This is a genomic window from Variovorax paradoxus, assembly GCF_024734665.1.
GTDB lineage: Bacteria > Pseudomonadota > Gammaproteobacteria > Burkholderiales > Burkholderiaceae_C > Variovorax.
The window spans coordinates 2,410,984-2,434,547 of sequence record NZ_CP102931.1; the positions used below are offsets into that span (position 1 = coordinate 2,410,984).

A 23,564-nucleotide genomic window follows, 5' to 3' on the forward strand; every position below is an offset into this window, starting at 1 on the left:
TTCAGCGCGCGCCTTCGGCCAGTCCGGCCGCGCGGTGGATCGCGCCGTCCACTCCGCCGCCGCCGAGCAGCGATGAGTTGGCGGCGTTGACGATGGCGTCGACTCGAAGGGTGGTCGTCATGGTGCGGTGGCTCGGGGCTGGCATCGTAGGCGCGCGGGCCGGAGTCGGGCAAACCCGCTTTCGATGTTTGTTGCAAATATTTACGATTCCCGGGTCGGGCGCATTTTGCCCGGCGTCCGCCGGCTGCCATGGCGTCGATCTTGCATACGGCCGGACTGTTCTCAACCCGAGGGAGAGTCGATGAAAAGCTTGTTGCCATGGCACCGCGCCGGTGTTCTTTGCATGGCGCTCGCAGGGGCGATGTCCGCCCATGCGCAGGTGCTGCAGTTCAAGTGGGGGCATATCTACGAGCCCACGAGCATCTTCCACCAGCAGGCCGAGCTGGCGGCGCGCAAGATCGCCGAGCAATCCGACGGCAAGATCAAGATCGAGGTGGTGCCGTCTTCCAAGCTGGGGCAGGAGGGCGACTTTCCGCTGATGCTGGCGAACGACTCGGTGCAGATCGCCTACGTCGGGCAGGCCACGCTGGCCGAGGGCTATCCGCCGCTGAGCCTGGGGAGCTATCCCTTTGCTTTCAAAGACCTCGACCACATGCGCAAGTACCTGGCGAGCCCGCTGCTGGCCGACCTGATGAAGGGCTACAACGAAAGAAGCGGCAACCGCATGGTGGCCTCCGTGTACTACGGCGCGCGCCAGGTCACGTCGTCCAAGCCGCTGGCCAAGCCCGAAGACTTCCGCGACCTGCGCCTGTACGTGCCCGCTGCCGCGGCCTACCAGCTGTTTGCCACCGCGCTCGACGCCAAGCCGGTGACGCTGCCCTTCATGAGCCTCTACAGCTCGCTCAAGAAGAACGAGGTGGAGGCGCAGGAAAACCCGCTGGACATCGTCAAGTCGAAGAAGCTCTACGAAGTGCAGAAGTACGTGCTGCTGACGGCGCACGTCTACGACACGCTGGGCATCGTCATCGGCAAGGCGGCCTGGGCCAGGCTCGCGCCGCCGCAGCAGGCGATGGTGGAGAAGGTGCTCGTGGAAACCGCGAAGTGGACCAACGTCGGCGTGATCGCCGGCGAACTCGAAGACGAGAAATTCCTGCGCGACAAGGGCATGACCGTGGCGCCGGTCAATCGGCAGCTGTTCCTGGAGCGGATCGTCAAGCGCTCGACGCCCGAGCAGGCGGGGGCGCGGCCGGGTGACTACGCAAAGCTGCAGGCGCTGGCAGGGGCGAATTAAGGCGCTTCGAAAGCGCGCAGCAACGCCTGCGACAGGTCGGCCACGAGCGCTTCGCGCTGCGGCGAGGGGCGCCAGAAACTGCGCGTTGCGATGCCGCTGGCTTCCCACTCGGGATGGTTGCGCGCCGGCTGCACGCCACGCACGGCAGCTGCTGCGGCTCGCGTGGGAGCGTCGCCGTCCTCGGGCGACTCGGCGGCGATGCGCTGCGTGGCCGCATGGCCGCGCTGCTCCAGCGCCTGCGTGAGCTTCAACTGCCACGCGACCAGCGTGAACAGCACACCGTCTTCCACGGTGAGTTCGTGCACGTCGCGCAGCTTGTTGGCCAGCTTGCGGCCGAGCGGCCCCCAGCCCTGCGACACCGCACCGCCGATGGCGCCACCCAGCGCCGCGCCCGCGCCTAGCGAGATGCCGGCCACGGCCAGGTCGGCCACCACACCCACTGCCGCGCCGATGACCGCGCCCTTGCCGAGGCGCAGGCCCGCGTCCTTCATGGCCTCGGGGCTGAAGAAGTCGAGCGTCCAGCGGCCTTCGATCATTGGCAGCGGGGCTTCGTCGGCGTCGCCCTGGCGAAAGCCGTAGAGCGCGAGCAGATCGTCGGTGCAGCGCTGGGCTTTGTCGAACACGGCCTTCTGAAGCGCGGCGACGAGCGCCTGGCGGCGCGCGGTGTCAGCGAACTCGGTGGACAACACCGTGCGGCGCACCGCGGCGGCATCGACCAGCAGGGCGGCGATGCGCGTGCAGGCGAACTGGCGGCGCTGCACCGCTTCATCGGCCAGTGCATCGACCACTCCGCGCAGCAGATCGCGGCGTTCGCGCAGCAGCGTGGCGAGGTCGTTGTACAGGTCCTGCTCGGCGCCGACGAAAGGGGCCGCGGCATCGAAGCGCACCTGCACATGCAGGCCGTAGGCCGAGAGCAGCTCCTTCCACGCCGGCTCACGGCTGGCGGCATCGCGCACGAAATTCAGCACCGGCAGTACGGGGCGCGCGCAGGAGTTGAGCAGCTCGATCTCGTCGCGGAACTTGGGCAGCACTGGCTCGCGCACGTCGATGACGAGAAAGGCCGCGTCGATGTCGAGCATGGTGCGCAGTACCTTGGCCTCCTGCTCGAACACGCCATGGGCCTCGGGGCCCTGCAGAAACTGGCGGATGCGGTCGGGTGGCGTCGCCTGCGCATCGAAGCCGGCAAGGTGCTCGCGCAATGCCACGGCGTCTTCGAGGCCCGGCGTGTCGAAGAAGCGCACGGCGGTTTCGCCGTTGACGTCGAGGTCGACCGATTCGACATGGCGCGTGGTGCCGGGGCGCTGCGACACCTCGCCGAAGCCGATGCGCCGCGTGAGCGTGCGCAGCAGCGAGGTCTTGCCCGCGTTGGTGTGCCCGACGACGGCGATGCGGATGGGTTGCGTCATGGAACGATGGCGCTTTCTGGCAGGGCGATGTCCAGGCGGTCGCTGGCGGTGATGCGTTCCAGGCCGGTGTCGCGCAGCCAGTCGAGCCAACGCTGCGTGGCGCTCGCGCCGGGCGCGTCGGCCAGCCACAGGCGGCATTCGCCGCAATGCGCCAGCACTTCGCGCAGGAAGCGCTCGGTGCCGCGGTCGGGGCTCGATGCGGCGTGGCACACCAGCAGCACCGTGCGTGGATGGGTATGGGTCAACTGGTCGAGCAAGGCGCGGCGCGCAGGGGCGCTGCCGTCGATGCGCTGCACCTGCGTTGCGATACCGGTGGGCAGGGCGGCTGGAGGCCAGAGCATGTCGGGCGGCAGTTCGAAGCCGACGACGAAGAGGGCGTCTTGCAGTTCCGAGGCCGGCAGGCCCGCGGGCACGGCGCCGCGCGTGCGGCCCGGATCGGCATCGACGATGGCCGTAGGCGCCAACGCGGCGAAGCGGGCCAGCAGCTTGCGGTAGTAGGGCTCGCGCCAGTCGGGCTGCAGCGCCTTGCGGCGGCGCTTCCAGACGAAGGCGCTAAGCAGCACGAGCGCGACGCGCGGCAGCAGCCCGTAGACGACGATGCAGCCGGTCAGCCACAGCGCCCATGTGCGCTGGCCTGCGGCGCCAGGGGCAGCGGCCAGTACGGTGGCGGCATCGGGCACAGGAAAGCCGAGCTTCGCAGGCGCCCAGCCCAGCATCTGCACCGCGCGCACGAAGAAGTCCGGGTCAAGAATGGTCGTCTCCCAGCTCAGCGTGTAGCTGCGAAACGCGAGCGCGAACAGCATCGCGGCCAGCACCACCGCAAACGACAGCGACCAGATGCCGTGGCTCACCAGCCCGAAGGCCCACGGCAGCAGCTTCGCGCGAGACAGTAGCCCCGTGGCCGCGCGCATCAGCACTGGCGCCTGACCGCGCTTGCCGCCCGCCACCCGCGCGGTGAGCGACAGCCAGATCCAGCCGAGCGATGCCGTATTGAACGAGCCGAGCGGCATCCACAGGCCCGCGAGCCACAGCAGCAGCGTGAGCGCGTGCAGCCCCAGCAGGCTCACGAGCGCGACGATCACATTGATGTGGCGCTCGCCGCCGCCGACCACGTTGCCCGCCAGCCCGAGACCGGCCATGACGATCAGCGCCACCAGCGCGAGCAGCACCCACGGCGCCCACTGCCGGGCGCGTGCGAGTTCAGGCTGCAGGCCGATGCGCTCGCCGAGCTGTAGCGCGCGTTCGGTGACTTGCCCGTGGGCATCGGCTGTGCGCGACGCTGCGGTGCGCAGGGCTTGTGCGTCGTCGAGCGGGCCGTTCTGTTCGGTCCATCGGATCGCCTCGGTGATCACCGCATCCGGAAAAGCAGATTCGCGCAGCGCGGTGTTGGTCAACAGGGTCCCTTCGCAGCCAATCGGTCAATGAGGCCCCGCATGGCGCCGGGGCGCGCAAATTATGCCCGGCAAGCTTCGGGCGGCCACGACGAGAAACGGGGCCGCAAGCGGCCCCGTTCTGCATGGTGCGGAGGTCGTTGGTGCGTGCCCGGTCTCAGCGAAGGCCGAAGAACGAAAGCACGGCTACGACTACCACGACCAGACCGACGATGTAGATGATGGAATTCACGCGAAGACTCCTCTGGGTTGAAGATGAGTCCAGCATTGCGCCGCGTTTGCGGCATCACTGTCGGCAGGGGGCGGCGTGCGATGTAGGCGCGTGCGAAGCATCGGCCCACGACATGTCCCGCATCAGCGCTTCCTGACCGGGCTGAGCGCTCGCTCGAGCAGCCACAGCATCGCCGTGCGGGTTTCCTCTACGTCCGCGCCTGCGTCGATGGCCAGCGCGGCCCGGTCGAAGGCCGCCGCGAGCAGCGGGGTCAGGGCGTCGAGCGACGCCTCGCCCTTGCCCAGGCCGGCGCGCTCCAGCCCCTGTCGCAGCGACTTCGCCGAGGTCGCGTCGTCCATGGCCATGACTTCGGCCATGCCCAGCACCGCCGGCCCGTCGATCAGCAGCAGCCGCGTGCGGCCCGGCGCCGTCATCGCGTTCAGATAGGCCTTGCTGCCTTCGAGCAGCGCCTCGCGCGGCGAGAGCTGCTCGGGCGTGGCCGCCTCGATGTCGGCGGCCACGGCTTCGCCTTCGCGCAGCAGCACTTGGCGGAACAGGTCGCGCTTGTCGACGAAGTGGTGGTACAGCGCGCCTCGGGTGATGCCGGCGGCCGTCGCAATCTCCGGCGTCGAGGTGTCGCCGTAGCCCTTGCCGACGAAGAGCGCGCGCGCGGCCTCGATCAGCGCAAGGCGCGTGGTTTCCGTGCGTTCACGGTTGGTTCGGGCTGGAGTGGGTGAATCGGCCATTTACATACAGTCTGTCTGTAAGTTATATTCAAAATTTACATGCAGCCTGTATGTTAAATGAAAGGATCCATCGTGAAAGTGACGAGCTACTACCCCGTTCTCATGACCAACGACGTCGCGGGAACGGCGAACTTCTACCAGGCGCACTTCGGCTTCACGCCACTGTTCACGAGCGACTGGTATGTGCACCTGCAACTGGCGGACGAGCCCTCGGTGAATCTCGCCGTGCTCGACGGCCGGCATGAAACCATTCCGGCCGCCGCGCGCGGGCAGGTGGCTGGCGGCACGCTCTTGAACTTCGAGGTGGACGACCCCGACGCGGTGCACGACCGGCTGAAGGCCGCCGGCCTGCCGATCCTTCTGCCGCTGCGCGACGAGGCGTTCGGCCAGCGCCACTTCATCACGCGCGACCCGAACGGCGTGCTGATCGACATCATCAAGCCGATCCCGCCGAGCGGGGAGTTCGTTGCGCAGTACGAGGCCGGCGCGCTGCCGACCTGATGGTGGATCAGGCGCGCAGGGCTTCGTCTTCTTCCAGGCTGTCGCCCAGGAAGCCGCCGCTCTGGTGTGCCCACAGCCGCGCATACAGGCCGCCTTGCGCCATCAGCGTGCGGTGGTCGCCTTCTTCCACCACGCGGCCTTCGTCGAGCACGATGAGCCGGTCCATCGCGGCGATGGTCGACAGCCGGTGCGCGATCGCGATCACGGTCTTGCCTTCCATCAGCGTGTAAAGGCTTTGCTGGATGGCCGCTTCGACTTCCGAGTCGAGCGCGCTGGTGGCTTCGTCGAGCAGCAGGATCGGCGCGTCCTTCAGCATCACGCGCGCGATGGCCACGCGCTGACGTTGGCCACCCGAGAGCTTCACGCCGCGCTCGCCTACATGCGCCTCGTAGCCGCGACGCCCGCTCGCGTCGCCCAGCGTCTGGATGAAATCGTGTGCTTCCGCACGCCCGGCCGCCGCCTCGATCTGCTCGTGCGTGGCGTCGGGCCGGCCGTAGGCGATGTTGTCGGCCACGGAGCGGTGCATCAGAGAGGTGTCTTGCGTGACCATGCCGATGTGGCTGCGCAGCGAGTCCTGAGTGACGTGTGCGATATCTTGTCCGTCGATCAGGATGCGGCCGCTCTCCAGGTCGTGGAAGCGCAGCAGCAGGTTCACCAGCGTCGACTTGCCCGCGCCCGAACGGCCGACAAGACCGATCTTCTCGCCGGGCTTCACCGTCAGGTTCAGGTCGTCGATCACGCGGCGGCCGGCATCGGCGTAGCGGAAGCTCGCATGCTCGAAGCGCACCTCGCCGCGCGGCACGTCGAGCACCGTGGCATCGGCCGCGTCGAGCACGGTGCGTGGGCGCGACAGCGTCTTCATGCCGTCCTGCACGGTGCCGATGTTTTCGAACAGGCTGGTCATTTCCCACATGATCCAGTGCGACATGCCCTGCAGCCGCAGCGCCATCGCCGTGGCCGCAGCCACCGCACCCACGCCGACCGTGCCGTGCGACCACAGCCACAGCGCCACGCCCGCCATGCCGGCCGTGAGACCCATGCTCAGCGTGTGGTTGACGATTTCGAAGGCGCTCACCAGGCGCATCTGGCCGTAGCCGGTCTTCATGAACTCGCGCATCGCGTCGCGCGCGAAGCCGGCCTCGCGCTGCGTGTGCGAGAACAGCTTGACGGTCGCGATGTTGGTGTAGGCGTCGGTCACGCGGCCGGTCATCATCGCGCGGGCGTCGGCCTGTGCCTTGCCGACCTTGCCCAGGCGCGGCACGAAGTACACCAGCGAGCCGATGTACAGCGCCAGCCAGATGATGAAGGGCCACACCAGCTGCGCGTCGAGCACGCCCACCAGGATGATCATGGTGGCCACGTACACGCCCATGGCCACCAGCACGTCGGCCAGCACGAACACCGTGTCGCGCACCGCGAGCGCGGTCTGCATCACCTTGGCCGTGATGCGGCCGGCGAACTCGTCCTGGTAGAAGGCCATGCTCTGGCCCAGCATCAGCCGGTGGAAGTTCCAGCGCAGGCGCATCGGCAGGTTCACCGCGAGCGTCTGGTGCTTCACGATGGTCTGCAGCGCGACCACGCCGATGCTGATCACCAGGAACGCGGCCAGCCACATGAGCGTGGTGCCGCGGTCTGCCCACAGGCGCGCGGGCACCTGTGGGCCGAGCCAGTCGACGATGCGCCCGAGGATCGCGAACAGCGCCGCCTCGAAGATCGACATGACGGCGGTGAGCGCCGCCATCGCCCCGATCTTGCCGCGCACGCCATGCGTGCAGGCCCAGAGAAAGGCGAGAAAGCCCTGCGGCGGCAACGTGGGTTCGGCGGCGGGGTACGGGTGGAGTAGTTTTTCGAAGAAGCGGAACAAGGACTGAGTCTCCCGGAGAGCTCAGGACTTTAGCCGCGCCTGCATGACCTTGCCCCGAAAAGGTGCGTTCGGTGGCGCATCCAGGCCCAGCCGCTCGCCCATGAAGTCGATGAAAGTACGCAGCTTGGGCGACATGTACTGCCTGCTGGTGTACACCGCGAAGAGTGTGACGGGCGCGGCTTCGAACTCCGGCAGCAGCCGCACCAGCCGGCCCTGCGCGATGTCGTCGTCGATCAGCCACAGCGGCATGAAGGCAATGCCCATGTCCGCGTGCACCGCATGCAGCGTGAGCGTGGTGTCGTCGGAGCGCATGGCCGGTGCCAGCCGCAGCGGAAACATCCGCCCGCCCGGGCCCTTGAGCGCGAGGTTGTCCAGGTTCACGTAGCTCGGCACGATGGCGCCCAGCTTCGCGAGGTCGGCCGGCACGGCTGGCACGCCACCCATGCGCTTCAGGTAGGCCGGCGTGCCCGCCAGGAAGAAGGGCACGCGGCACAGCGGCCGGGCGATCAATGCGGGCGAGGGTTCCTGCGTGGCGCGCAAGGCCAGGTCGTAGCCGTCGGCCGCGAGATCGACCTTGCGGTTTTCCAGGTGCATGTCGACCAGCACCTCCGGGTACTTCTCGCGATAGTCGGCCAGCACCCGCGCGAAACGCGGTGTGGCGCACCACACGGGCGCGCTCACCTTGAGCTGGCCGCGCGGTGTGTCGTGCGTCTGGCCGATGGCGGCCTCGGCCGCGTCGAGCAGGTCGAGCGCGCGGCGGCTCTGCTCGTACCAGGCGGTGCCGGCCTCGGTCAGGCTCAGGTGGCGGCTGGAGCGGTGCAGCAGCCGCGCGCCGAGCGACTTCTCGAGCTGCGCCACATGCTTGCTGGCCATTGGCGGCGACATGTTCAGCCGCTCGGCCGCAGCCACGAAACTGCCCGCCTCCACGACTTCGCGGAACACCCGCAGGCTGGTCATCCGGTCCATGTGAACACCCTTCAAGCTTTCCTGTGAGGAACTGATTCGATGCATCGTAGCTTGTCGATTTCCCGGCAGGAAATGTCTACAGTCGATGCAACGCTTTCAAGGAGCATCGGCTTGACCCACGACAACACCATCGCGAACGACACTTCGCGCCTGCCCACGTACTTCATCTCGCACGGCGGCGGCCCCTGGCCCTGGATGAAGAAGGGAATGGGCCCGACCTACGACCAGCTCGCCGCTTCGCTGGCCGACATGCCGCGCCAGATCGGCCGCACGCCCAGTGCCATCCTCATGGTGTCGGCGCATTGGGAGGCGCCCGCCTTCACGGTGCAGGGCAACCCCAAGCCGCCGATGATCTACGACTACGGCGGCTTCCCGGCCCATACCTACGAGGTGCACTACGACTCGCCCGGCTCGCCCGAACTCGCGCAGCGCGTGCAGTCGCTGATCGCTGCCGCCGGCCTGCCGGTGCAGATCGACCCCGAGCGCGGCTACGACCACGGCATGTTCGCGCCGATGGCCGCGATGTACCCGAACGCCGACGTGCCCGTGGTGCAACTGTCGCTGCGGCGCGGGCTCGACCCGGCCGAGCATCTTGCGCTGGGCCGCGCGATTGCGCCGCTGCGCGATGAGAACGTGCTGATCGTCGGCAGCGGGCTGAGCTATCACAACCTGCGCAACTTCGGTCCGCAGGCACATGGTGTGTCGAAGGCTTTCGACGACTGGCTCGATGCGGCGGTGGTGAAGAGCTCCGCTGGCGAGCGCAGCGCGCAGTTGCTCGACTGGGACTCAGCTCCCGCGGCGCGCATGGCGCATCCGCGTGAAGAGCATCTGATTCCGTTGATGGTGGCCGTCGGGGCGGCCGAGGCAGATGCTGGCGAGCGTGTGTATCACGAAGACGCTTTCATGGGCGGCTTGGTGGTCTCCAGCTTCCGCTTCGGCACGTAGAGCTAACCGCGCCGCACGCCATCGGCATCGACAAGCCCCACGCGCGTCTGCCGCCCCCACGTGCCGCGTCCCGTCAGGAATGTCCACCACCCCCACGCCGCACCCGTGTGGCGCAGGATCTGGAAGGTGAAGGGCTCGATCAGCGCGGCCATGAAGGCTTGCGCCATGTTCGCTTCGCTGCTGTGGCCGATCCAGCGCCGGTACAGGTACACCGACCACAGGTGAAAGGCCAGGTCGAGCACGATCTTCGCGCCGATCACGCCGGCCACTGGCGCGAGCACGCCGAAGTTGCCGCGCACCAGATACATCAGCAGCAATCCGAATGCGGCCAGCCCGTAGAGCGGTTGCAGCGTGTCGATGGCCTTCACCGGCAGCATCGCGACGCCGAGCCAGCCGTAGCGCCGGTCGCCGACCATTGCGCGATACCAGAACTGCGTTTGCAGGAAACCGCCGAACCAGCGGCGGCGCTGGCGCAAGAAGGCACCGGTGCTGCTTGGCGCATCGGTGTGCGCCTGTGCGTCGCCCAGCACGCGCACCGTCCACGGCAGGCCGTGCGCCTGCGCATGGCGGTGCAGGCGGTGGATGAGTTCGTAGTCTTCCACCAGGCAGTCGGTGTCGAAGCCGCCCACGGCGCGCACCGCGTCGGTACGGAAGCCGGCGAAGGCGCCGGAGATCAGCAGCAGGCCGTTGACCCGCATCCACGCATAGCGCGAGAGGAAGTTGCGGATGTACTCGTAGGTCTGGAACCACTGGAAGCAGCGCCCCGCCAGCGAGCGGCTGCACACCGGGGTGATGACGCCGGTGGCGGCGACGAGGTTCGGCTCTTCCGAGAAGGCTCGGCGGACGGCGCCGATGGCATGGCTGTCGAGCAGCGTGTCGCCGTCGACCGTGAGCACGGTGTCCGTGTCGATGCACAGGACGGCCGCGTTCAGCGCCACTGCCTTGCCGCCGTGCGGCAGGCGCAGCCAGTAAAGAGAAGAGTGCGTCGAGCTGGCGGCGCTCAACTCGCCCAGCGCCGGAGCGACGAGCCCGTATCGCGTGGTCAGCAACTCGGCCGTGCCATCGGTCGAACCGTCGTCCGCGATCACGATGCGATCGGGTGCGTCGGTCTGGCCGAGCAGGGCGGCCAGCGTCACGGGCAGAACGGCTGCTTCGTTGTGCGAGGCGACGATCACGCCCAGCGTGTTGCGCCTCATCGCGGCCGCAGGGGAAGGCGAGGGCCGGGGTCGCAGGATCGGCAGCGTCATCCAGGCGACGAACAGCAGCAGCACGGTGTCGTACAGCACGTAGGCCACCCCCACCGACCAGGCCCCGACATTGCCGACCTTGAATGCCATGGCAAAGAGCAGTGCCCACAGCACGAGCACGCTCCCATGAATGAGCCAGCTACGCAGCGGCGTGCTGGGTGGAGACAGGCGCGGCGATGCGGCCACGAAGGCGCTTTGGAGAGGATCGTTCAAGAGAAGGTGCCCGGGCGGCTGTCGGTCGGTGGTTCGTTGTCGATACGCAAAAACTCGGTCTGCGGTTTCGAAAGTCCCAAGGCAAAGCCGGGACAATCGCACGCGTCATCGACTGAGTCGCCCCACGCCCGAAAATTCCCCGCATGCTCGCACAAACCCGCTACACCCGAACCGCCATAGCGCTGCACTGGCTGATAGCCCTGCTCATGGTCGTCAACATCGCCCTGATCCTGCTGGTCGACCACTACCCCGACGACTGGGTGCGCCCGGCCGTCGACACCCACAAGTCGATAGGCATCACTGTGCTGGGCCTGGTGATTTTGCGGCTCCTGTGGCGCGCCACGCACAAGCCGCCGGCCATGCCGGGCTCGTATGGCGCACTCGAACGATTCGCGGCGCATGCCGCCCACGGCGCTCTTTATCTGCTGATGATCCTGCTGCCGCTGTCGGGCTGGATGCACGACTCGGCCTGGAAAGATGCGGACACCCACCCGATGCAGCTTTTCGGCCTGTTCGAATGGCCGCGCATCGGCTGGATCATGGCTATCGAGCCCGCCATGAAGGAAACCTGGCACACCGTGCTGGGCGGCGTGCATGTCTGGGCGGGCTATGTGCTTTACGTGCTCTTCGCGCTACACGTGCTGGGCGCGCTCAAGCACCAGTTTTTCGACGGCGAGGCCGAACTCCAGCGGATGCTGCCATGACCACACAAGAAGAGACCAAGGCCCGCGAGGCCATCGCCCGCATCGACGCGCTGTCGACCCACTACGACCCGGTGCACGAGGGCGTGCGCGTGCGCTGGCGCCGCTTCGGCACCGATACCGCCCGGCCCCCGCTGGTGCTACTGCACGGCGGCCACGGCAGCTGGATGCACTGGCTGCGCAATGCCGAGGCGCTGTCGGCAGGCCGCACGCTGTGGCTGCCCGACATGCCGGGCTTCAACGAGTCCGATGCGCCGCCCCGCGTGGCGCCCGGCGAAGACTCGCTGCCACCACTGCTTGATGCGCTCGGCGGCACGCTCGACCAGCTCATCGGCGCGGGCACGCCCGTCGACCTGGGCGGCTTCTCCTTCGGCGGCTTGACGGCTGCGCGCTTTGCCGTGCGGCGCGGCGCCATCCGCCGCTTCGCGCTCGTAGGCAGCGGCGGCCACGGCACGCTGCGGCGCATGACGGCTCAGATGATCAACTGGCGCGCCGCCCCAGACCGCGAGGCAGAGCGCGCCGCATTGCTGAACAACCTTGCCGCGCTGATGCTGCACGACCCGGCGGCCATCGACGCGCTGGCCTTCGAGATTCATGACATCTCGTGCCATGGCACGCGCTTTCGCAGCAAGGAGGTGTCGCAGTCGGGTGGGCTGCAGCAGGCACTGAATGCGCTGGGCTTGCCCACGCTGCTGCTGTGGGGCGAGTACGACGTCACCGCCGACCCGCGCCCGCTGGTCGCTCGGCTGGTGGCCGAAGGGCCGGGGCGCGAAGGCGTGGTGATCGACGGCGCCGGGCACTGGGCGCAGTACGAGCGCGCCGACGAAGTCAACGCGCGGCTGCTGGAGTTCTTTCGCTGAACCTTATTGCTGCTGCTTCACCAGCCCCAGCTTGCGGATGATGTCGCCCCACTGCTCGTAGGTCGCGCGCGTCAGCGCGGCCAATTCTGCGGGGCTCGACGACTCGGCCTCGTACGCGCCCTGGCGGAAGAAGTCGCGCGTGGCCGGCATCGCCAGCACCTGCGCCAGCGCGGCATGCAGCTTCTCGACCACCGGCGCCGGCATGCGCGCCGGTCCGTAGAAACCCAGCCAGCTCGGCATGTCCACGCCGCTCACGCCCTGTTCGCCCATGGTGGGCACGTCGGGCAGCATCGGGCTGCGCTTCGGCGCCGCCACGGCCAGCATGCGCACCTTGCCGGTGGCAGTGTTCTGTATGGCGTTGGGCGCCGCATCGAAGTAGTACTGCACGCGGCCCGCAAGAAAGTCTTTTGCGGCGTCGGCGCCGCCCTTGTACGGCACGTGCACCACGTCCAATCCCGCCTGCCGCGCGAAGGCCTCGCCGTAGATGTGCGACGAGGTGCCGGTGCCGAAGGAGGCGTAGCTCATCTTCCCCGGGTTGGCCTTGATGTAGGCCACCAGCTCCTGCACTGTGCGTGCCGGCACGCTCGCGTGCACGGTCAGCACCAGCGGCCCGCGCGCGCCGAGCGAGATCGGCGTCAGGTCCTTGAACGGGTCGTAGCGCACCTGCGCCAGCGTCTGCGGGTTCTGCGCCACCACGGAGGAGGGCGCGTACATGAAGGTGTAGCCGTCGGGCGCGGCGCGGATCACTTCTTCCGTCGCGAGGATGAAGCTCGCGCCCGGCCGGTTCTCCACGATCACCGGCGTCTGCAGCACCTCGCCGAGCTTGTTGGCGACGAAGCGTGCCTGCGAGTCCGATGCACCACCAGCTGCCAGCCCCAGCACGATGCGGATGGTGCGGCCCTTGTCCGGAAAAGGTGGGGCGGCATGGGCTGCCAGCAGCGGCATGGCCGCGCCGAGCGCAAGCCAGGCGGCAAAACGGCGACGATGAAGAGAAGAAGAGCGCATGCCGCTCATTGTTTGGCCAACCCGACCTGCTGCACCATCGCGCCCCAGCTGTCGTAGGTCGAGCGCGTGATGCCGGCGAATTCTTCCGGTGTGGTGCCTCCGGCCTCGTAGCCGCCGCTGCGATAGAAATCGCGCACCTGCGGCATCGCCAGCACCTTCGCGAGCGCCGTGTTGAGCTTCTCGACTACTGGCGCCGGCATGCGCGCCGGCCCGTAGAAGCCCAGCCAGCTCGGCAGATCGAGCCCCGCGTAGCCTTGCTCGGCGAAGGTGGGCACGTCGGGCAGCGCGGCAATGCGCGCGTTGGCAGCCACCGCGAGGATCTTCACCTTGCCCGTGGCCGAGGTGATGATGGCCGACGAGGCCGAGTCGAACATGTACTGCACGCGCCCGCCGATGAGGTCTTTCGCCGCGTCGGAGCCGCCCTTGTACGGGATGTGCACCGCGTCGATGCCGGTCTTCTTCACGAAGGCCTCGCCGTAGATGTGCGACGAGGTGCCTGCGCCGAACGAGGCGTAGCTCACCTTGCCGGGGTGCGCCTTCACGTAGGCCACCAGCTCCTTCACGTTGTTCACCGGCACGCTGGTGCTCAGCGACAGCACCAGCGGCCCGCGCCCGCCCATCGAGATGGCGGTGAAATCCTTGAACGGGTCGTAGGGCACCTGGGCGAATGTGTGCGGGTTCTGCGCCATGGTGGACGAGGGCGCGTACAGCAGCGTGTAGCCGTCGGGCAGGGCGCGCGACACCTCGTTGGCCGCCAGCATGGTGCTGGCTCCGGGCTTGTTGTCGACGATCACGCTGGTGCCCAGCACCTCGCCGAGCTTCTGCGCCACGATGCGCGCCTGCGCGTCGGTGCCGCCGCCGGCGGTGAAGCCCACGACGATGCGAATGGGCTTGCCGCGCGCCGGAAAGTCCTGCGCCACGGCAAGTGATGCAAGGCCCAGGAAGGCTGCGGCGCCGAGGGCCGAGCCGAAGGCACGGCGGGTGCCGTGAAGTTTCTTCATCGATGTCTCCGTTGGATTTCTCTTTCTATATTGATCTTGAAAACCATAAAAATCCATATTCACTAGGGAATACCCCAGAGATATGGCTTTTGAGTTTGACAAAATGGAAAGTGAAATCAAAATACGACGAAACAAGCCAAGCCGAGAACGCATTCATGAAAACTGTCGTCCGTACCGACGAGCGCATCCTGTCTTCCGACATCTTCGACCGCGACAGCCGCGTCAAGCGGCCTGATCACGGCAGCTGGGCCGAGCCCGGCAAGAGCATTCCTGTCTATCACCGCTGCGGCGTGCTGGTGGTCGGAGGCGGCCCCTCGGGCACGGCGGCCGCAGCAGCAGCGGCCCGCGCGGGCGCCGATGTGGCGCTGCTGGAGCGCTACAACCACCTGGGAGGCCTGTCGACCGGCGGCCTCGTCATCTGGATCGACCGCATGACCGACTGGGAAGGCAAGCTGGTGATCCGCGGTTTCGCCGAAGAGCTGTTCGACCGCTTGCCGGCCGACGCCATCGCCGGCCCCTCGCCTGCAGATTGGGGCTCGCAAGACACCGCCAAGGCCGCGCACTGGTCGCAGCGCACGGCCGCTTATCACGGCGTCGTCACCTGGTCGCCCACCATCGACCCCGAGCGCCTGAAGCTGCTCTCTCAAGAGATCGTGCTGGAGCGCAAGGTCAAGCTCATCTACCACTCGTGGGCCGCCATTCCCATCGTGCAGGACGGCGCCGTCAAGGGCGTGGTGTTCGAGAGCAAGGAAGGCCGCATGGCCATCATGGCCGACGTGGTGGTCGACGCCACCGGCGATGGCGACCTGTTCGCCCGCGCCGGTGCCGACTACGTGAACGACATCGAAGAGGCCGACGTGCACCACTGCATGAACACCTCGTGGCTGTTCGGCGGCGTGGACATGAACCGCTGGATCGAGTTCAAGGCCGGCCAGCCCGAGGCCTTCACCGCCTTCATGGCGGGCGGCCGCGAGCAATGCGGCCTGTTCGAGCGGCCTTTCGTCTCGTGGCGCAACGACGTGGCCCTCTTCATGGGGCCGCGCCAGTCGGGCTACTCGGCGCTCGACGTGGACGACCTCACTGCCGTGGAAGTGCGCTCGCACCGCGCCATGGCCGCACATCTGGACTACTTCCGCGCCCATGCGCCAGGCTTCGAGGATGCCTACCTGATGCTGAGCGCGCCGCAGATCGGCGTGCGCCATGCGCGGCGCCTGAGCGGCGTAGGCTCGGTGCTGCGCAGCCAGTGGCCCGATGGCGTGCCGCTGGCGGACGAGATCGGCGTGTCGCCCGCGGTGTCGCCGAAGTTTCCGAACATCTCCATTCCCTACGGCGCGCTGGTGCCGCAGAAGCTCGACGGCCTGCTGGCCTGCGGGCGCCACATCTCGTGCGACCGCAACTCGCACGGCTTCATGCGCGAGATTCCGCAGTGCTGGATCACCGGCCAGGCCGCGGGCGTGGCGGCGGCGCTGGCATCGCGCGGCGGCATTGAGCCGCGCTTCATCGACGTGGGTGCGCTGCAGTCTGAGCTACTGGCCCAGGGCGTGTACCTGCGAGCCGGGGCACCCGGAGTTGGGCAGGACGCGGTGTCGCCTGCAACGGCCGAAGCCGGCGCCTGAGCCATTGACCATGGCCCCGGACGCCCTCTCTTCGCAAGCCTCTACATTGGAGAGTCCTGAGAAGAGTCTTGCAAAGGGTCCCTCCATGTCCACTGAAAAAAACGACACCTCCTTTTCCGCGGCCGAGCCGGCCGAACCGGCGGAAGTGCGCGGCGAGCGCTCCGACACCGTGAGCGCGCTGGAGCGCGGCATCTCGGTGCTGCGCTGCTTCAGCGAAGAACGCCCGGTGCTGGGCCATGCCGACATTGCGCGCATCACCGGCATTCCGCGCCCCACCGTCAACCGGCTGGTCGCCACGCTGCTTTCGCTGGGCATGCTCAAGCCCGCACAGGCGGCCGACCGCTTCATGCTCGGGCCGGGCGTGGTGTCGCTGTCGCGCGTGTTCCTCGGCAGCCTCGACGTGCGCGCCGCAGCTCGGCCCAGCATGCAGGCGATGGCGGAGGAGGTGGGGGCATCGGTCTACCTCGCGATCCGCGACGGCATGGAGATGGTGCTCATCGAAGCCTGCCGCCCGCGCTCGTCGATGCTCTCGGCGCGGCTCGACGTGGGCTCGCGCGCGCCGCTGGCCAACTCTGCCCTCGGCCGCTCATACCTTTCGGCATTGCCCGAGGTGCAGCGCAACCAGCTGATCGACTCGATGCGCCTGCTGCGTGGCCCTGAGTGGGACAGCATCGCGCCGAACATGAACCGCGCCATCGGCGAATCGAAGCGGCTGGGCTACTGCCTGTCGCTCGGCGAATTCCACCGCGAGATCAACTCGGTGTCGGTGCCCCTCATCGGGCCGGACGGCGAAGTGATGGCGCTCAACGGAGGCGGCGCTGCCTTCGTCTTCACCGAGGAGCGCCTGCGCAACGAACTCGCACCGCGCCTGCACGACATCGCGCTCACCATCGCGCGCGACATCGGCGGCCACGTACCGACACCCTCGCCGGGCTAGCAGGTCCGGCCGGGGTTGATTCCCCACGATAGAAGAAACGGAGACACAGGCCATGCACCTGAGCGATGAAGAAAAAGCCATGTACGACGGCCGCGATGGCCCGGCCGTGCAGAAGGCGATGGACCTGCTGATGCGCTACGGCGAGGCATTGGGCGCCGAGCGGCTGGTCGAGACGCGCAACGTCTGCGCCACCATCACCTCGACCACGCCCTTCCAGCGCGACTTCGCACTTGCCAAGGGCGGCGGCATGGACGCGGTGTTTTCCGAGTTCAGCCTCGATAGCCAGGAAACAGTCGAGATCCCCAAGTTCAAGGTCTTCACCAGCCACCTGCAGCTGGGCTTCGACCCCGGCCAGCCCGAGCGCATGGGCGTGAGCGAGGAGATCGTCCAGTTCTACAACAAGAGCGAGCGGCATGCAGCCGGCCTGGGCGCGCAGATCATGAACACCTGCACGCCGTACCAGGTCGGCAATATCCCGACGCGCGGCGAGCACTGCGCGTGGATGGAATCGTCGGCGGTGGTGTATTGCAATTCGGTGTTGGGCGCGCGCACCAACACCGAAGGCCGCGAGAGCACAGGCGCCGCCATGCTCACAGGCCGCATTCCCTACTGGGGCTACCACCTCGACGAGAACCGCCGTGCCACGCACGTGGTCGAGTTAGACATCGAGGTCGAGTCGGTGCAGGACTGGGGCCTGCTCGGCTACTACATCGGTGAGCACGTGCAGGAGCGTGTGCCGGTGGTGCACAGCAAGCGCGGCATTGGCCGCGTACCGAATCTGCCGCGGCTCAAGCACTTTGGCGCGGCTGCGTCTTCCTCGGGCGGCGTGGAGATGTATCACATCGCTGGCATCACGCCCGAGGCGCTGACGCTCGAACAGGCACTCGGCGGCCGTGCGCCGGTCGAGGTGCTGCGCTACGGCGAAGCAGAACGCCGCGCCACCTACGAGAAGATCAACGTCACGGGCAAGGACTCGGAAATCCAGTACGTGATGCTGGGTTGCCCGCACTACACCATCGAGCAGATCTGGGAAGCCGCGCAGCTCATCGAAGGGCGCAAGGTGCATCCGAACTGCGAGCTGTGGATCTTCACGCCGCGCGCCATCAAGTCGCTGGCCGACCGCAACGGCTACACGAAGATCATCGAAGACGCGGGCGGAATCATCATGAGCGACAGCTGCTCCGCCATGAGCCGCGCCGTGCCCAAGGGCACGAAGACCGTGGCGCTCGATTCGGCCAAGCAGGCCCACTACCTGCCCGCCATCCTCGGCGTGCAGGCCTGGTTCGGCAGCACTGCCGAATGCATCGATGCCGCTTGCACCGGCCGCTGGAACGGAGGCTACGCATGAGCGACGCAGTCATCACGGAGAAAACCATCGTCATCCGCGGCCGCAAGGTGGTGGGCGGCGTGGCCGAAGGCGAAGCGCTGGTCACGCGCGACCGCATCTCGGGCTGGGGCGGCATCGACCCGCGCACCGGCACCGTCATCGAGACGCGGCACGAGCTGCGCGGCCAGAGCTTCGCGGGCAAGGTGCTGGTGTTTCCGGGGGCCAAGGGCTCGTCGGGCTGGTCGGCGATGTTCCACATGACGCGGCTCATGAACTCGGCGCCGGCAGCGTTCCTCTTCAACGAGATGACGACCAAGATGGCGCTGGGCGCCGTGGTCACGCATTCGCCTTCGATGACCGACTTCGAGCGCGATCCGCTCGAATGCATAGCGACCGGCGATTGGGTGCGCGTGGACGCCGACCGTGGCGTGATCGAGATCACCAAGAAGAACAAATCCGGAGACCGCCCATGACCCGCCCCCTGCGCAGCAACTTCCCGCGCGGCTCCTACCTGTGGTCGGTGCGCAATGCGCACTGGCGCGCGCTCGGCATTCCGGAAGAGGACTGCGAGAAGCCCAAAATCGCCGTCGTCAACAGTTCGTCGGAGCTGGCCGCCTGCTTCAGCCATCTCGACCGCGTGGCGGGAGAGATAAAGGCCGCGATCCGCGCCGCGGGCGGCATTCCCTTCGAGATCCGCACGGCAGCGCCTAGTGACTTCATCACCGGCGCCGGTGCGCGCGGCGCCTACATGCTCGGCGCGCGTGACCTGGTCACCAACGACATCGAGGTGGCAGTCGAAGGCGCGCAGCTCGACGGCATGGTGTGCCTCACCTCCTGCGACAAGACGGTGCCGGGCCAGCTCATGGCTGCCGCGCGGCTGAACATTCCGACACTGCTGGTGCCCTGCGGCTACCAGCCCAGCGGCGAGTACCGCGGCAAGCACATGGACATCGAGGAGGTGTTCATCGGTGCGATGCATGCCGTCACTGGGAACCTGCCGATTGAGGAACTCGTGGGCATGAGCCGGGAGGCGATCCGCGGGCCGGGCGTGTGCTCCGGTCTGGGCACGGCCAACTCGATGCACATCGTCTGCGAAGCGCTCGGCATGGCATTGCCGGGCAGTGCACCGGTGGCCGCGCTGAGCCAGAAGATGATGGCCGACGTGCGCGCGGCCGGCACACGCATCGTGCAGATGGTGTGGGACGACCTGAAGCCGCGCGACATCCTCTCGCCCGGCGCCTTTGCCAACGCGGTGCGCGCAGTGCTTTCCGTTGGCGGCTCGCTCAACACCGCCAAGCACCTGCAGGCGATAGCGACCGAAGGGGAGTGCGGCGTCGACGTGTACGGTCTCTTCGAAAGCCTCGGCCCCACGACGCCGGTGCTGGCCGGCGTGCGGCCCATCGGCGAGCATTCGATCGAAGCCTTCGAGGCGGCAGGTGGTTGCCGCGCGCTGATGAAGCAGCTCGAGCCCTTGCTCGATACCAGCGCGCTGACGGTCACCGGCGGCACCGTGGCCGAGAACCTGCGCAATGCCGAAGTGGCCGATGCCGAAGTGATCCGCCCCATCGACCGCCCCGTCGCACCGCTGCCGGCCATCGTGCTGCTGCGCGGCAACCTCGCGCCTGAGTCCGGGCTCATCAAGACCGGCATCGCCGAGCGCAAGGTGCGGCGCTTCACCGGGCCGGCCGTGTGCTTCTGGACTTCGGACGCGGCCATCGCCGCGCTGAAGAAGGGCGAGATCGTGCCCGGCCAGGTGGTCGTGATGCGCGGCGCCGGCGCCTGCGGCGGCCCGGCCATGGGTGGCGGCGCATCGCGCGTGGTCTTCGCTGTGGATGGAGCGGGCCTCGGCGACCAGGTCGCATTGCTGACCGACGGGCATCTCTCGGGCCTCGTCTGCAAGGGGCTCGTGGTGGCCGAGGTGTCGCCCGAAGCCGCGCTAGGCGGGCCGCTCGGGCTGGTGCGCGACGGCGACGTGATCACCATCGACCTCGACGCGCGCCGCCTCGACATCGCGCTGACCGACGCCGAGCTCCAGGCCCGCCGCGCCGACTGGCAGGCGCCGCCGCCGGCCTTCGACACCGGCTGGCTGCAGCAGTACCGGCGCAACGTGAGTCCGCTCTCCAAGGGCGCAGTGCTCGTGCGCACCGAACGCCCCGAGCCCTCGAGCTAGACCTTTTTCACCCCGGCCTTCGCCAACCGGTGCGAACCCCCGTTCGCACCCGGTGGCGCAGCCCTGCGCGCGATTCCAGAGTTTTTCAACCGAAGAGAAGAAGCAGGAGACAAAAAACCATGAAGAGATTTTTGATGTGGTCGGCGTTGGGGCTGGCAAGCAGCGGCGCGGCGCATGCGCAATCCAGCGTCACCGTGTTCGGCGTGGTGGACCTCGGCATCCAGTACACGAGCGGCGCCGGTGGCGGCTCGGTCAAGGCACTGTCGAACGGCGGGCTCTCGACCAGCCGGCTCGGATTTCGCGGCACCGAAGACCTGGGCGGCGGCCTGCGCGCGGGCTTCTGGCTCGAAGGCAGCCTGAACCCCGACAACGGCACCGGCCGGCCGAGCAACAGCAACAACCAGACGAGTGGCGCGGGCGCGGCGGGGCCCATAACCTTCGACCGCATGTCCTTCGTGAGTCTGTCGTCGGACACGCTGGGCGAAGTGCGGCTGGGCCACGACTTCATTCCCACGCACTACAACAGCATCTACTTCGACCCCTTCAACGCTAATGGCGTGGCGCGCGCGGGCAACCTCACCTTCGCGGGCGCGGGCACGGGGCCGCTGCCCACGGCCATCACCGGCAGCAACACGGTGAGCTACTGGCTGCCGCCCAACATCGGCGGCTTCTACGGCATGGCGATGGTCGGCACCGGCGAGAACGACTCCACCGTGGCGAACCGCGACGACGGCAACTTCGCCGGCGCGCGCTTCGGCTTCGCCTCGGGCGCGTTCGACATCGCGGCGGCCGTCACGCGCTCGCACTTCGACGCCACCACAACCATCGGCAACTACACGCACGCCAACATCGGCGGCTCGTGGGATGCGGGCTTTGCGAAGTTCTTCGCGCTCTACAACAAGGTGACGGTGAAGCTCGCGGGCGGCACGGTGCGCAAGAACACCACGGAGATCGGCGCGCACATTCCGGCCTTCGAGGTCGGCCGCATCCGCATCAGCTACGCCTACCTCGACGACCGCAGCGACGAGAGCCTGCGCAACGCCAACGGCATGCCGCGCAACCGCGACGACGCGCGGCAGTTCGGCATCGGCTACGTGCACAACCTCTCGAAGCGCACCGCGCTCTATGGCACCTATGCGCGGCTGATGAACAGCGGACAGGCGCGCTATGTGGTCAGCGGCGGCGTTGCACCCGGGGCCGGGCAGCGCTCGTCGGGGTGGGAATTCGGTGTGCGGCATCTCTTCTGAACCAAGGAGCCTTTCATGCGACGCAGAACCCTGACCATGGCGGTGCTCCCGGCTCTTGCGGCCGCGATGCTGCCCGGCGCGGCGGCCTGGAGCGCCGATGCGTATCCGAACAAGCCGCTGCGGCTGATCGTGGGCTTCGCGCCCGGCGGCGGCGCCGACGTGCTCACGCGCATCATCGCGGAGGGGCTGTCGAAGCAACTCGGCCAGCAGGTGATCGTGGAGAACCGACCCGGCGCCGACGGCGTGCTCGCGGCGCAAGCCACATCGTCGGCCAAACCCGACGGCTACACGCTGCTGATGGGCACCAATACCGCGATGGTGGCGGCGCCCACGCTGCGGCCGACGCCGCCCTACGACCCGTTCAAGGCTTTCACGCCGATCAGCTCGGCCGGGCAGTTCTCTATGTTCCTCGTGGTGCCGACGAGCCTGCCGGTGAAGAGCGTGAATGAACTGCTGGCAATGGTCTCGGCCAAGCCGGGCGCATACAACTCGGCATCGAGCAACAGTGCTTCGGAGCTCGCGATGCTGCAGCTGCTGGGCGACCGCAAGGTGGTCAACGCGCGCTACAAGGGCGACATGCAGGCCATGACCGACCTGCTGGGCGGGCAGATCCAGATGATGTTCACCACCGGCACGCTGGCGCCGGGCTTCGTGAAGGAAGGGCGCATCCGCGCGCTGGTGACGCTGCTGCCGCAGCGCAGCGGTTTGTTGCCCGATGTGCCGACCGGCGGCGAACTGGGGCTGGGCAAGCTCACCATCACGCCATGGGCCGGCTTCTTCGGGCCGCCGGGCCTGCCGCAGGCGATTACCGACAGGCTCTCGCTGGAGCTGCAGAACACGCTCAAGCGGCCCGACGTGCATGCCCAGCTGGTGCAGCAGGGCTTCGAGGGCTACGGCATGAGTCCCGCGAAGTTCGCCGAGTTCTTCCGCACGCAGTACGACGCCTTCGGCGCCACCGTGCGGGAGCACAACGTCAAGTTCGAATAGCGGCGGCCTCGCGGCGCCAGAAGGCCGCATCGGGAAAAGTGCCCGCGCCGGCCGCGGCGTTGTCCGCCATGTGCTCGCCGCGGCTGGTGCCGGGAATCGTGCAGGTCACGGCCGGGTGGCTCAGCACGAACTTCAGCAGCACTTGCGCCCAGCTCGTGCAGCCGATCTCGCCAGCCCACGCGGGCAGCGGCTTGTCGCGCAGACGGCGCAGCAGGCCACCGCCGCCGAAAGGCATGTTGACGATCACCGCCACGCCGCGTTCGGCCGCCAGCGGCAGCAGGCGCTGCTCGGCGTCGCGCGCGTCGAGCGAATAGTTGATCTGCAGAAAGTCGAGCTTCTCGGCGCGCAGCACGGCCTCGACCTCGTCGTAGGCCGAGGCCGTGTAGTGCGTGATGCCGATGTAGCGCACGCGGCCTTTTTCTTTCCAGCCGCGCAGCGTGGCGAGGTGCGTGCGCCAGTCGAGGAGGTTGTGCACCTGCATCAAGTCCATGCGCTGCGTGCGCAGCCGCGCGAACGATTGCTCCATCTGCTCGATGCCGGCCTCGCGGCCCGAGGTCCAGACCTTGGTAGCGAGGAAGACCTTGCCGCGCTGCTTCGCTGCGGCCAGCAGTTCGCCGGTGGTTTCTTCGGAGCGGCCGTACATCGGCGAGCTGTCGATCACCGTGCCGCCGGCTGTGAACAGGGCGTCGAGCACGCCGGGCAGGCGCTTGTATTCCTCGCTGCCGGGGCGCTGGTCGAAGCCGATCCAGGTGCCGCAGCCGATCACGGGCAGGGCTTCCTGGGTGGAGGGGATGGGGCGGGTGTTCATGGCGGACTTGCTCTGCGGTTGTGCGGAGGCGGGGAGCGCGGCGCTTGCGCACAGCGCGGCGCCCAGGCGCAGCAGTTCGGCGCGGGTGAGAGGGAAATCCTTCGAGGGCGGCATCGGCGGCCAG

General features: G+C 67.9%; 21 protein-coding genes and 1 pseudogene. 12 read left to right on the top strand and 10 right to left on the bottom strand.

Annotated features, from left to right (window positions below; all coding sequences use genetic code 11):
• Positions 1–22: 22 nt before the first annotated feature.
• A pseudogene (locus tag NWF24_RS11335) lies at positions 23–145 on the bottom strand (macro domain-containing protein); the annotation flags it as partial.
• A gap of 156 nt (positions 146–301) precedes the next feature.
• On the opposite strand from NWF24_RS11335, the gene NWF24_RS11340 reads away from it, so the two are divergent.
• Positions 302–1,291: a sialic acid TRAP transporter substrate-binding protein SiaP gene (locus NWF24_RS11340; protein WP_258354256.1), complete on the top strand. Its 990-nt coding sequence runs from the start codon at positions 302–304 to the stop codon at positions 1,289–1,291.
• On the opposite strand, the gene NWF24_RS11345 is transcribed toward NWF24_RS11340, so the two are convergent.
• The 3 genes from NWF24_RS11345 to NWF24_RS11355 form a co-directional block, all read right to left on the bottom strand.
• Positions 1,288–2,697 carry a GTPase/DUF3482 domain-containing protein gene (locus NWF24_RS11345; protein ID WP_258354257.1) on the bottom strand — a complete coding sequence of 470 codons (1,410 nt, stop codon included), beginning with the start codon at positions 2,695–2,697 and terminating at the stop codon, positions 1,288–1,290. The genes NWF24_RS11340 and NWF24_RS11345 overlap by 4 nt on opposite strands.
• Positions 2,694–4,091, bottom strand: coding sequence for a DUF2868 domain-containing protein (locus tag NWF24_RS11350; RefSeq protein WP_258354258.1), 1,398 nt, complete (start codon positions 4,089–4,091; stop codon positions 2,694–2,696). The genes NWF24_RS11345 and NWF24_RS11350 overlap by 4 nt, the downstream gene beginning before the upstream one ends.
• A gap of 351 nt (positions 4,092–4,442) precedes the next feature.
• On the bottom strand, positions 4,443–5,045 hold the full coding sequence (locus NWF24_RS11355) for a TetR/AcrR family transcriptional regulator (protein ID WP_258354259.1): 603 nt from the start codon (positions 5,043–5,045) through the stop codon (positions 4,443–4,445).
• A gap of 57 nt (positions 5,046–5,102) precedes the next feature.
• Between NWF24_RS11355 and NWF24_RS11360 the strand changes: the two genes are divergently transcribed.
• Positions 5,103–5,546: a VOC family protein gene (locus tag NWF24_RS11360; protein ID WP_258354260.1), complete on the top strand. Its 444-nt coding sequence runs from the start codon at positions 5,103–5,105 to the stop codon at positions 5,544–5,546.
• A gap of 7 nt (positions 5,547–5,553) precedes the next feature.
• Here the strand turns inward: NWF24_RS11360 and NWF24_RS11365 are convergent, their stop codons facing one another.
• Together NWF24_RS11365 and NWF24_RS11370 are read right to left on the bottom strand one after the other, a co-directional pair.
• Complete coding sequence (locus tag NWF24_RS11365; RefSeq protein ID WP_258354261.1) at positions 5,554–7,410, bottom strand: ABC transporter ATP-binding protein; 1,857 nt, start codon at positions 7,408–7,410, stop codon at positions 5,554–5,556.
• Positions 7,411–7,431: 21 nt separating this feature from the next.
• Positions 7,432–8,376 carry a LysR family transcriptional regulator gene (locus NWF24_RS11370; protein ID WP_258354262.1) on the bottom strand — a complete coding sequence of 315 codons (945 nt, stop codon included), beginning with the start codon at positions 8,374–8,376 and terminating at the stop codon, positions 7,432–7,434.
• Positions 8,377–8,487: 111 nt separating this feature from the next.
• On the opposite strand from NWF24_RS11370, the gene NWF24_RS11375 reads away from it, so the two are divergent.
• Positions 8,488–9,321 (top strand): DODA-type extradiol aromatic ring-opening family dioxygenase, encoded by an 834-nt coding sequence (locus NWF24_RS11375; RefSeq protein ID WP_258354263.1) that lies wholly within the window; start codon positions 8,488–8,490, stop codon positions 9,319–9,321.
• A gap of 2 nt (positions 9,322–9,323) precedes the next feature.
• Here the strand turns inward: NWF24_RS11375 and NWF24_RS11380 are convergent, their stop codons facing one another.
• Complete coding sequence (locus tag NWF24_RS11380) at positions 9,324–10,781, bottom strand: glycosyltransferase family 2 protein (protein WP_258354264.1); 1,458 nt, start codon at positions 10,779–10,781, stop codon at positions 9,324–9,326.
• 143 nt (positions 10,782–10,924) lie between these two features.
• Between NWF24_RS11380 and NWF24_RS11385 the strand changes: the two genes are divergently transcribed.
• Entirely contained in the window at positions 10,925–11,485 is a 561-nt protein-coding gene (locus tag NWF24_RS11385) for a cytochrome b (RefSeq protein WP_258354265.1), read from the top strand.
• Positions 11,482–12,342, top strand: coding sequence for an alpha/beta fold hydrolase (locus NWF24_RS11390; protein WP_258354266.1), 861 nt, complete (start codon positions 11,482–11,484; stop codon positions 12,340–12,342). The genes NWF24_RS11385 and NWF24_RS11390 overlap by 4 nt, the downstream gene beginning before the upstream one ends.
• A gap of 3 nt (positions 12,343–12,345) precedes the next feature.
• Here NWF24_RS11390 and NWF24_RS11395 read toward each other — a convergent pair whose 3' ends face one another.
• Positions 12,346–13,356, bottom strand: a complete 1,011-nt coding sequence (locus tag NWF24_RS11395; protein ID WP_258354267.1) for a Bug family tripartite tricarboxylate transporter substrate binding protein — start codon at positions 13,354–13,356, stop codon at positions 12,346–12,348.
• On the bottom strand, positions 13,353–14,348 hold the full coding sequence (locus tag NWF24_RS11400; protein WP_093073400.1) for a Bug family tripartite tricarboxylate transporter substrate binding protein: 996 nt from the start codon (positions 14,346–14,348) through the stop codon (positions 13,353–13,355). The genes NWF24_RS11395 and NWF24_RS11400 overlap by 4 nt, the downstream gene beginning before the upstream one ends.
• A gap of 155 nt (positions 14,349–14,503) precedes the next feature.
• Between NWF24_RS11400 and NWF24_RS11405 the strand changes: the two genes are divergently transcribed.
• From NWF24_RS11405 to NWF24_RS11435, 7 genes are all read left to right on the top strand, one after another.
• A complete protein-coding gene (locus NWF24_RS11405; protein ID WP_258354268.1) occupies positions 14,504–15,964 on the top strand; it encodes an FAD-dependent oxidoreductase in 1,461 nt (486 codons plus the stop codon).
• Positions 15,965–16,049: 85 nt separating this feature from the next.
• Complete coding sequence (locus NWF24_RS11410; RefSeq protein WP_258354269.1) at positions 16,050–16,901, top strand: IclR family transcriptional regulator; 852 nt, start codon at positions 16,050–16,052, stop codon at positions 16,899–16,901.
• A gap of 52 nt (positions 16,902–16,953) precedes the next feature.
• On the top strand, positions 16,954–18,249 hold the full coding sequence (locus NWF24_RS11415; RefSeq protein WP_258354270.1) for an aconitase X catalytic domain-containing protein: 1,296 nt from the start codon (positions 16,954–16,956) through the stop codon (positions 18,247–18,249).
• Positions 18,246–18,701 (top strand): aconitase X swivel domain-containing protein, encoded by a 456-nt coding sequence (locus tag NWF24_RS11420; protein WP_258354271.1) that lies wholly within the window; start codon positions 18,246–18,248, stop codon positions 18,699–18,701. Before NWF24_RS11415 ends, NWF24_RS11420 begins: the two co-directional genes overlap by 4 nt.
• Positions 18,698–20,398 (top strand): dihydroxy-acid dehydratase, encoded by a 1,701-nt coding sequence (gene ilvD, locus NWF24_RS11425; RefSeq protein WP_258354272.1) that lies wholly within the window; start codon positions 18,698–18,700, stop codon positions 20,396–20,398. The genes NWF24_RS11420 and ilvD overlap by 4 nt, the downstream gene beginning before the upstream one ends.
• Before the next feature lie 119 nt (positions 20,399–20,517).
• Complete coding sequence (locus NWF24_RS11430; RefSeq protein WP_258354273.1) at positions 20,518–21,645, top strand: porin; 1,128 nt, start codon at positions 20,518–20,520, stop codon at positions 21,643–21,645.
• A gap of 15 nt (positions 21,646–21,660) precedes the next feature.
• Positions 21,661–22,632: a Bug family tripartite tricarboxylate transporter substrate binding protein gene (locus NWF24_RS11435; protein ID WP_258354274.1), complete on the top strand. Its 972-nt coding sequence runs from the start codon at positions 21,661–21,663 to the stop codon at positions 22,630–22,632.
• Here NWF24_RS11435 and NWF24_RS11440 read toward each other — a convergent pair.
• Positions 22,619–23,554: an aldo/keto reductase gene (locus NWF24_RS11440; RefSeq protein ID WP_258354275.1), complete on the bottom strand. Its 936-nt coding sequence runs from the start codon at positions 23,552–23,554 to the stop codon at positions 22,619–22,621. The two genes, NWF24_RS11435 and NWF24_RS11440, sit on opposite strands and share 14 nt — an antisense overlap.
• Positions 23,555–23,564: the final 10 nt, after the last annotated feature.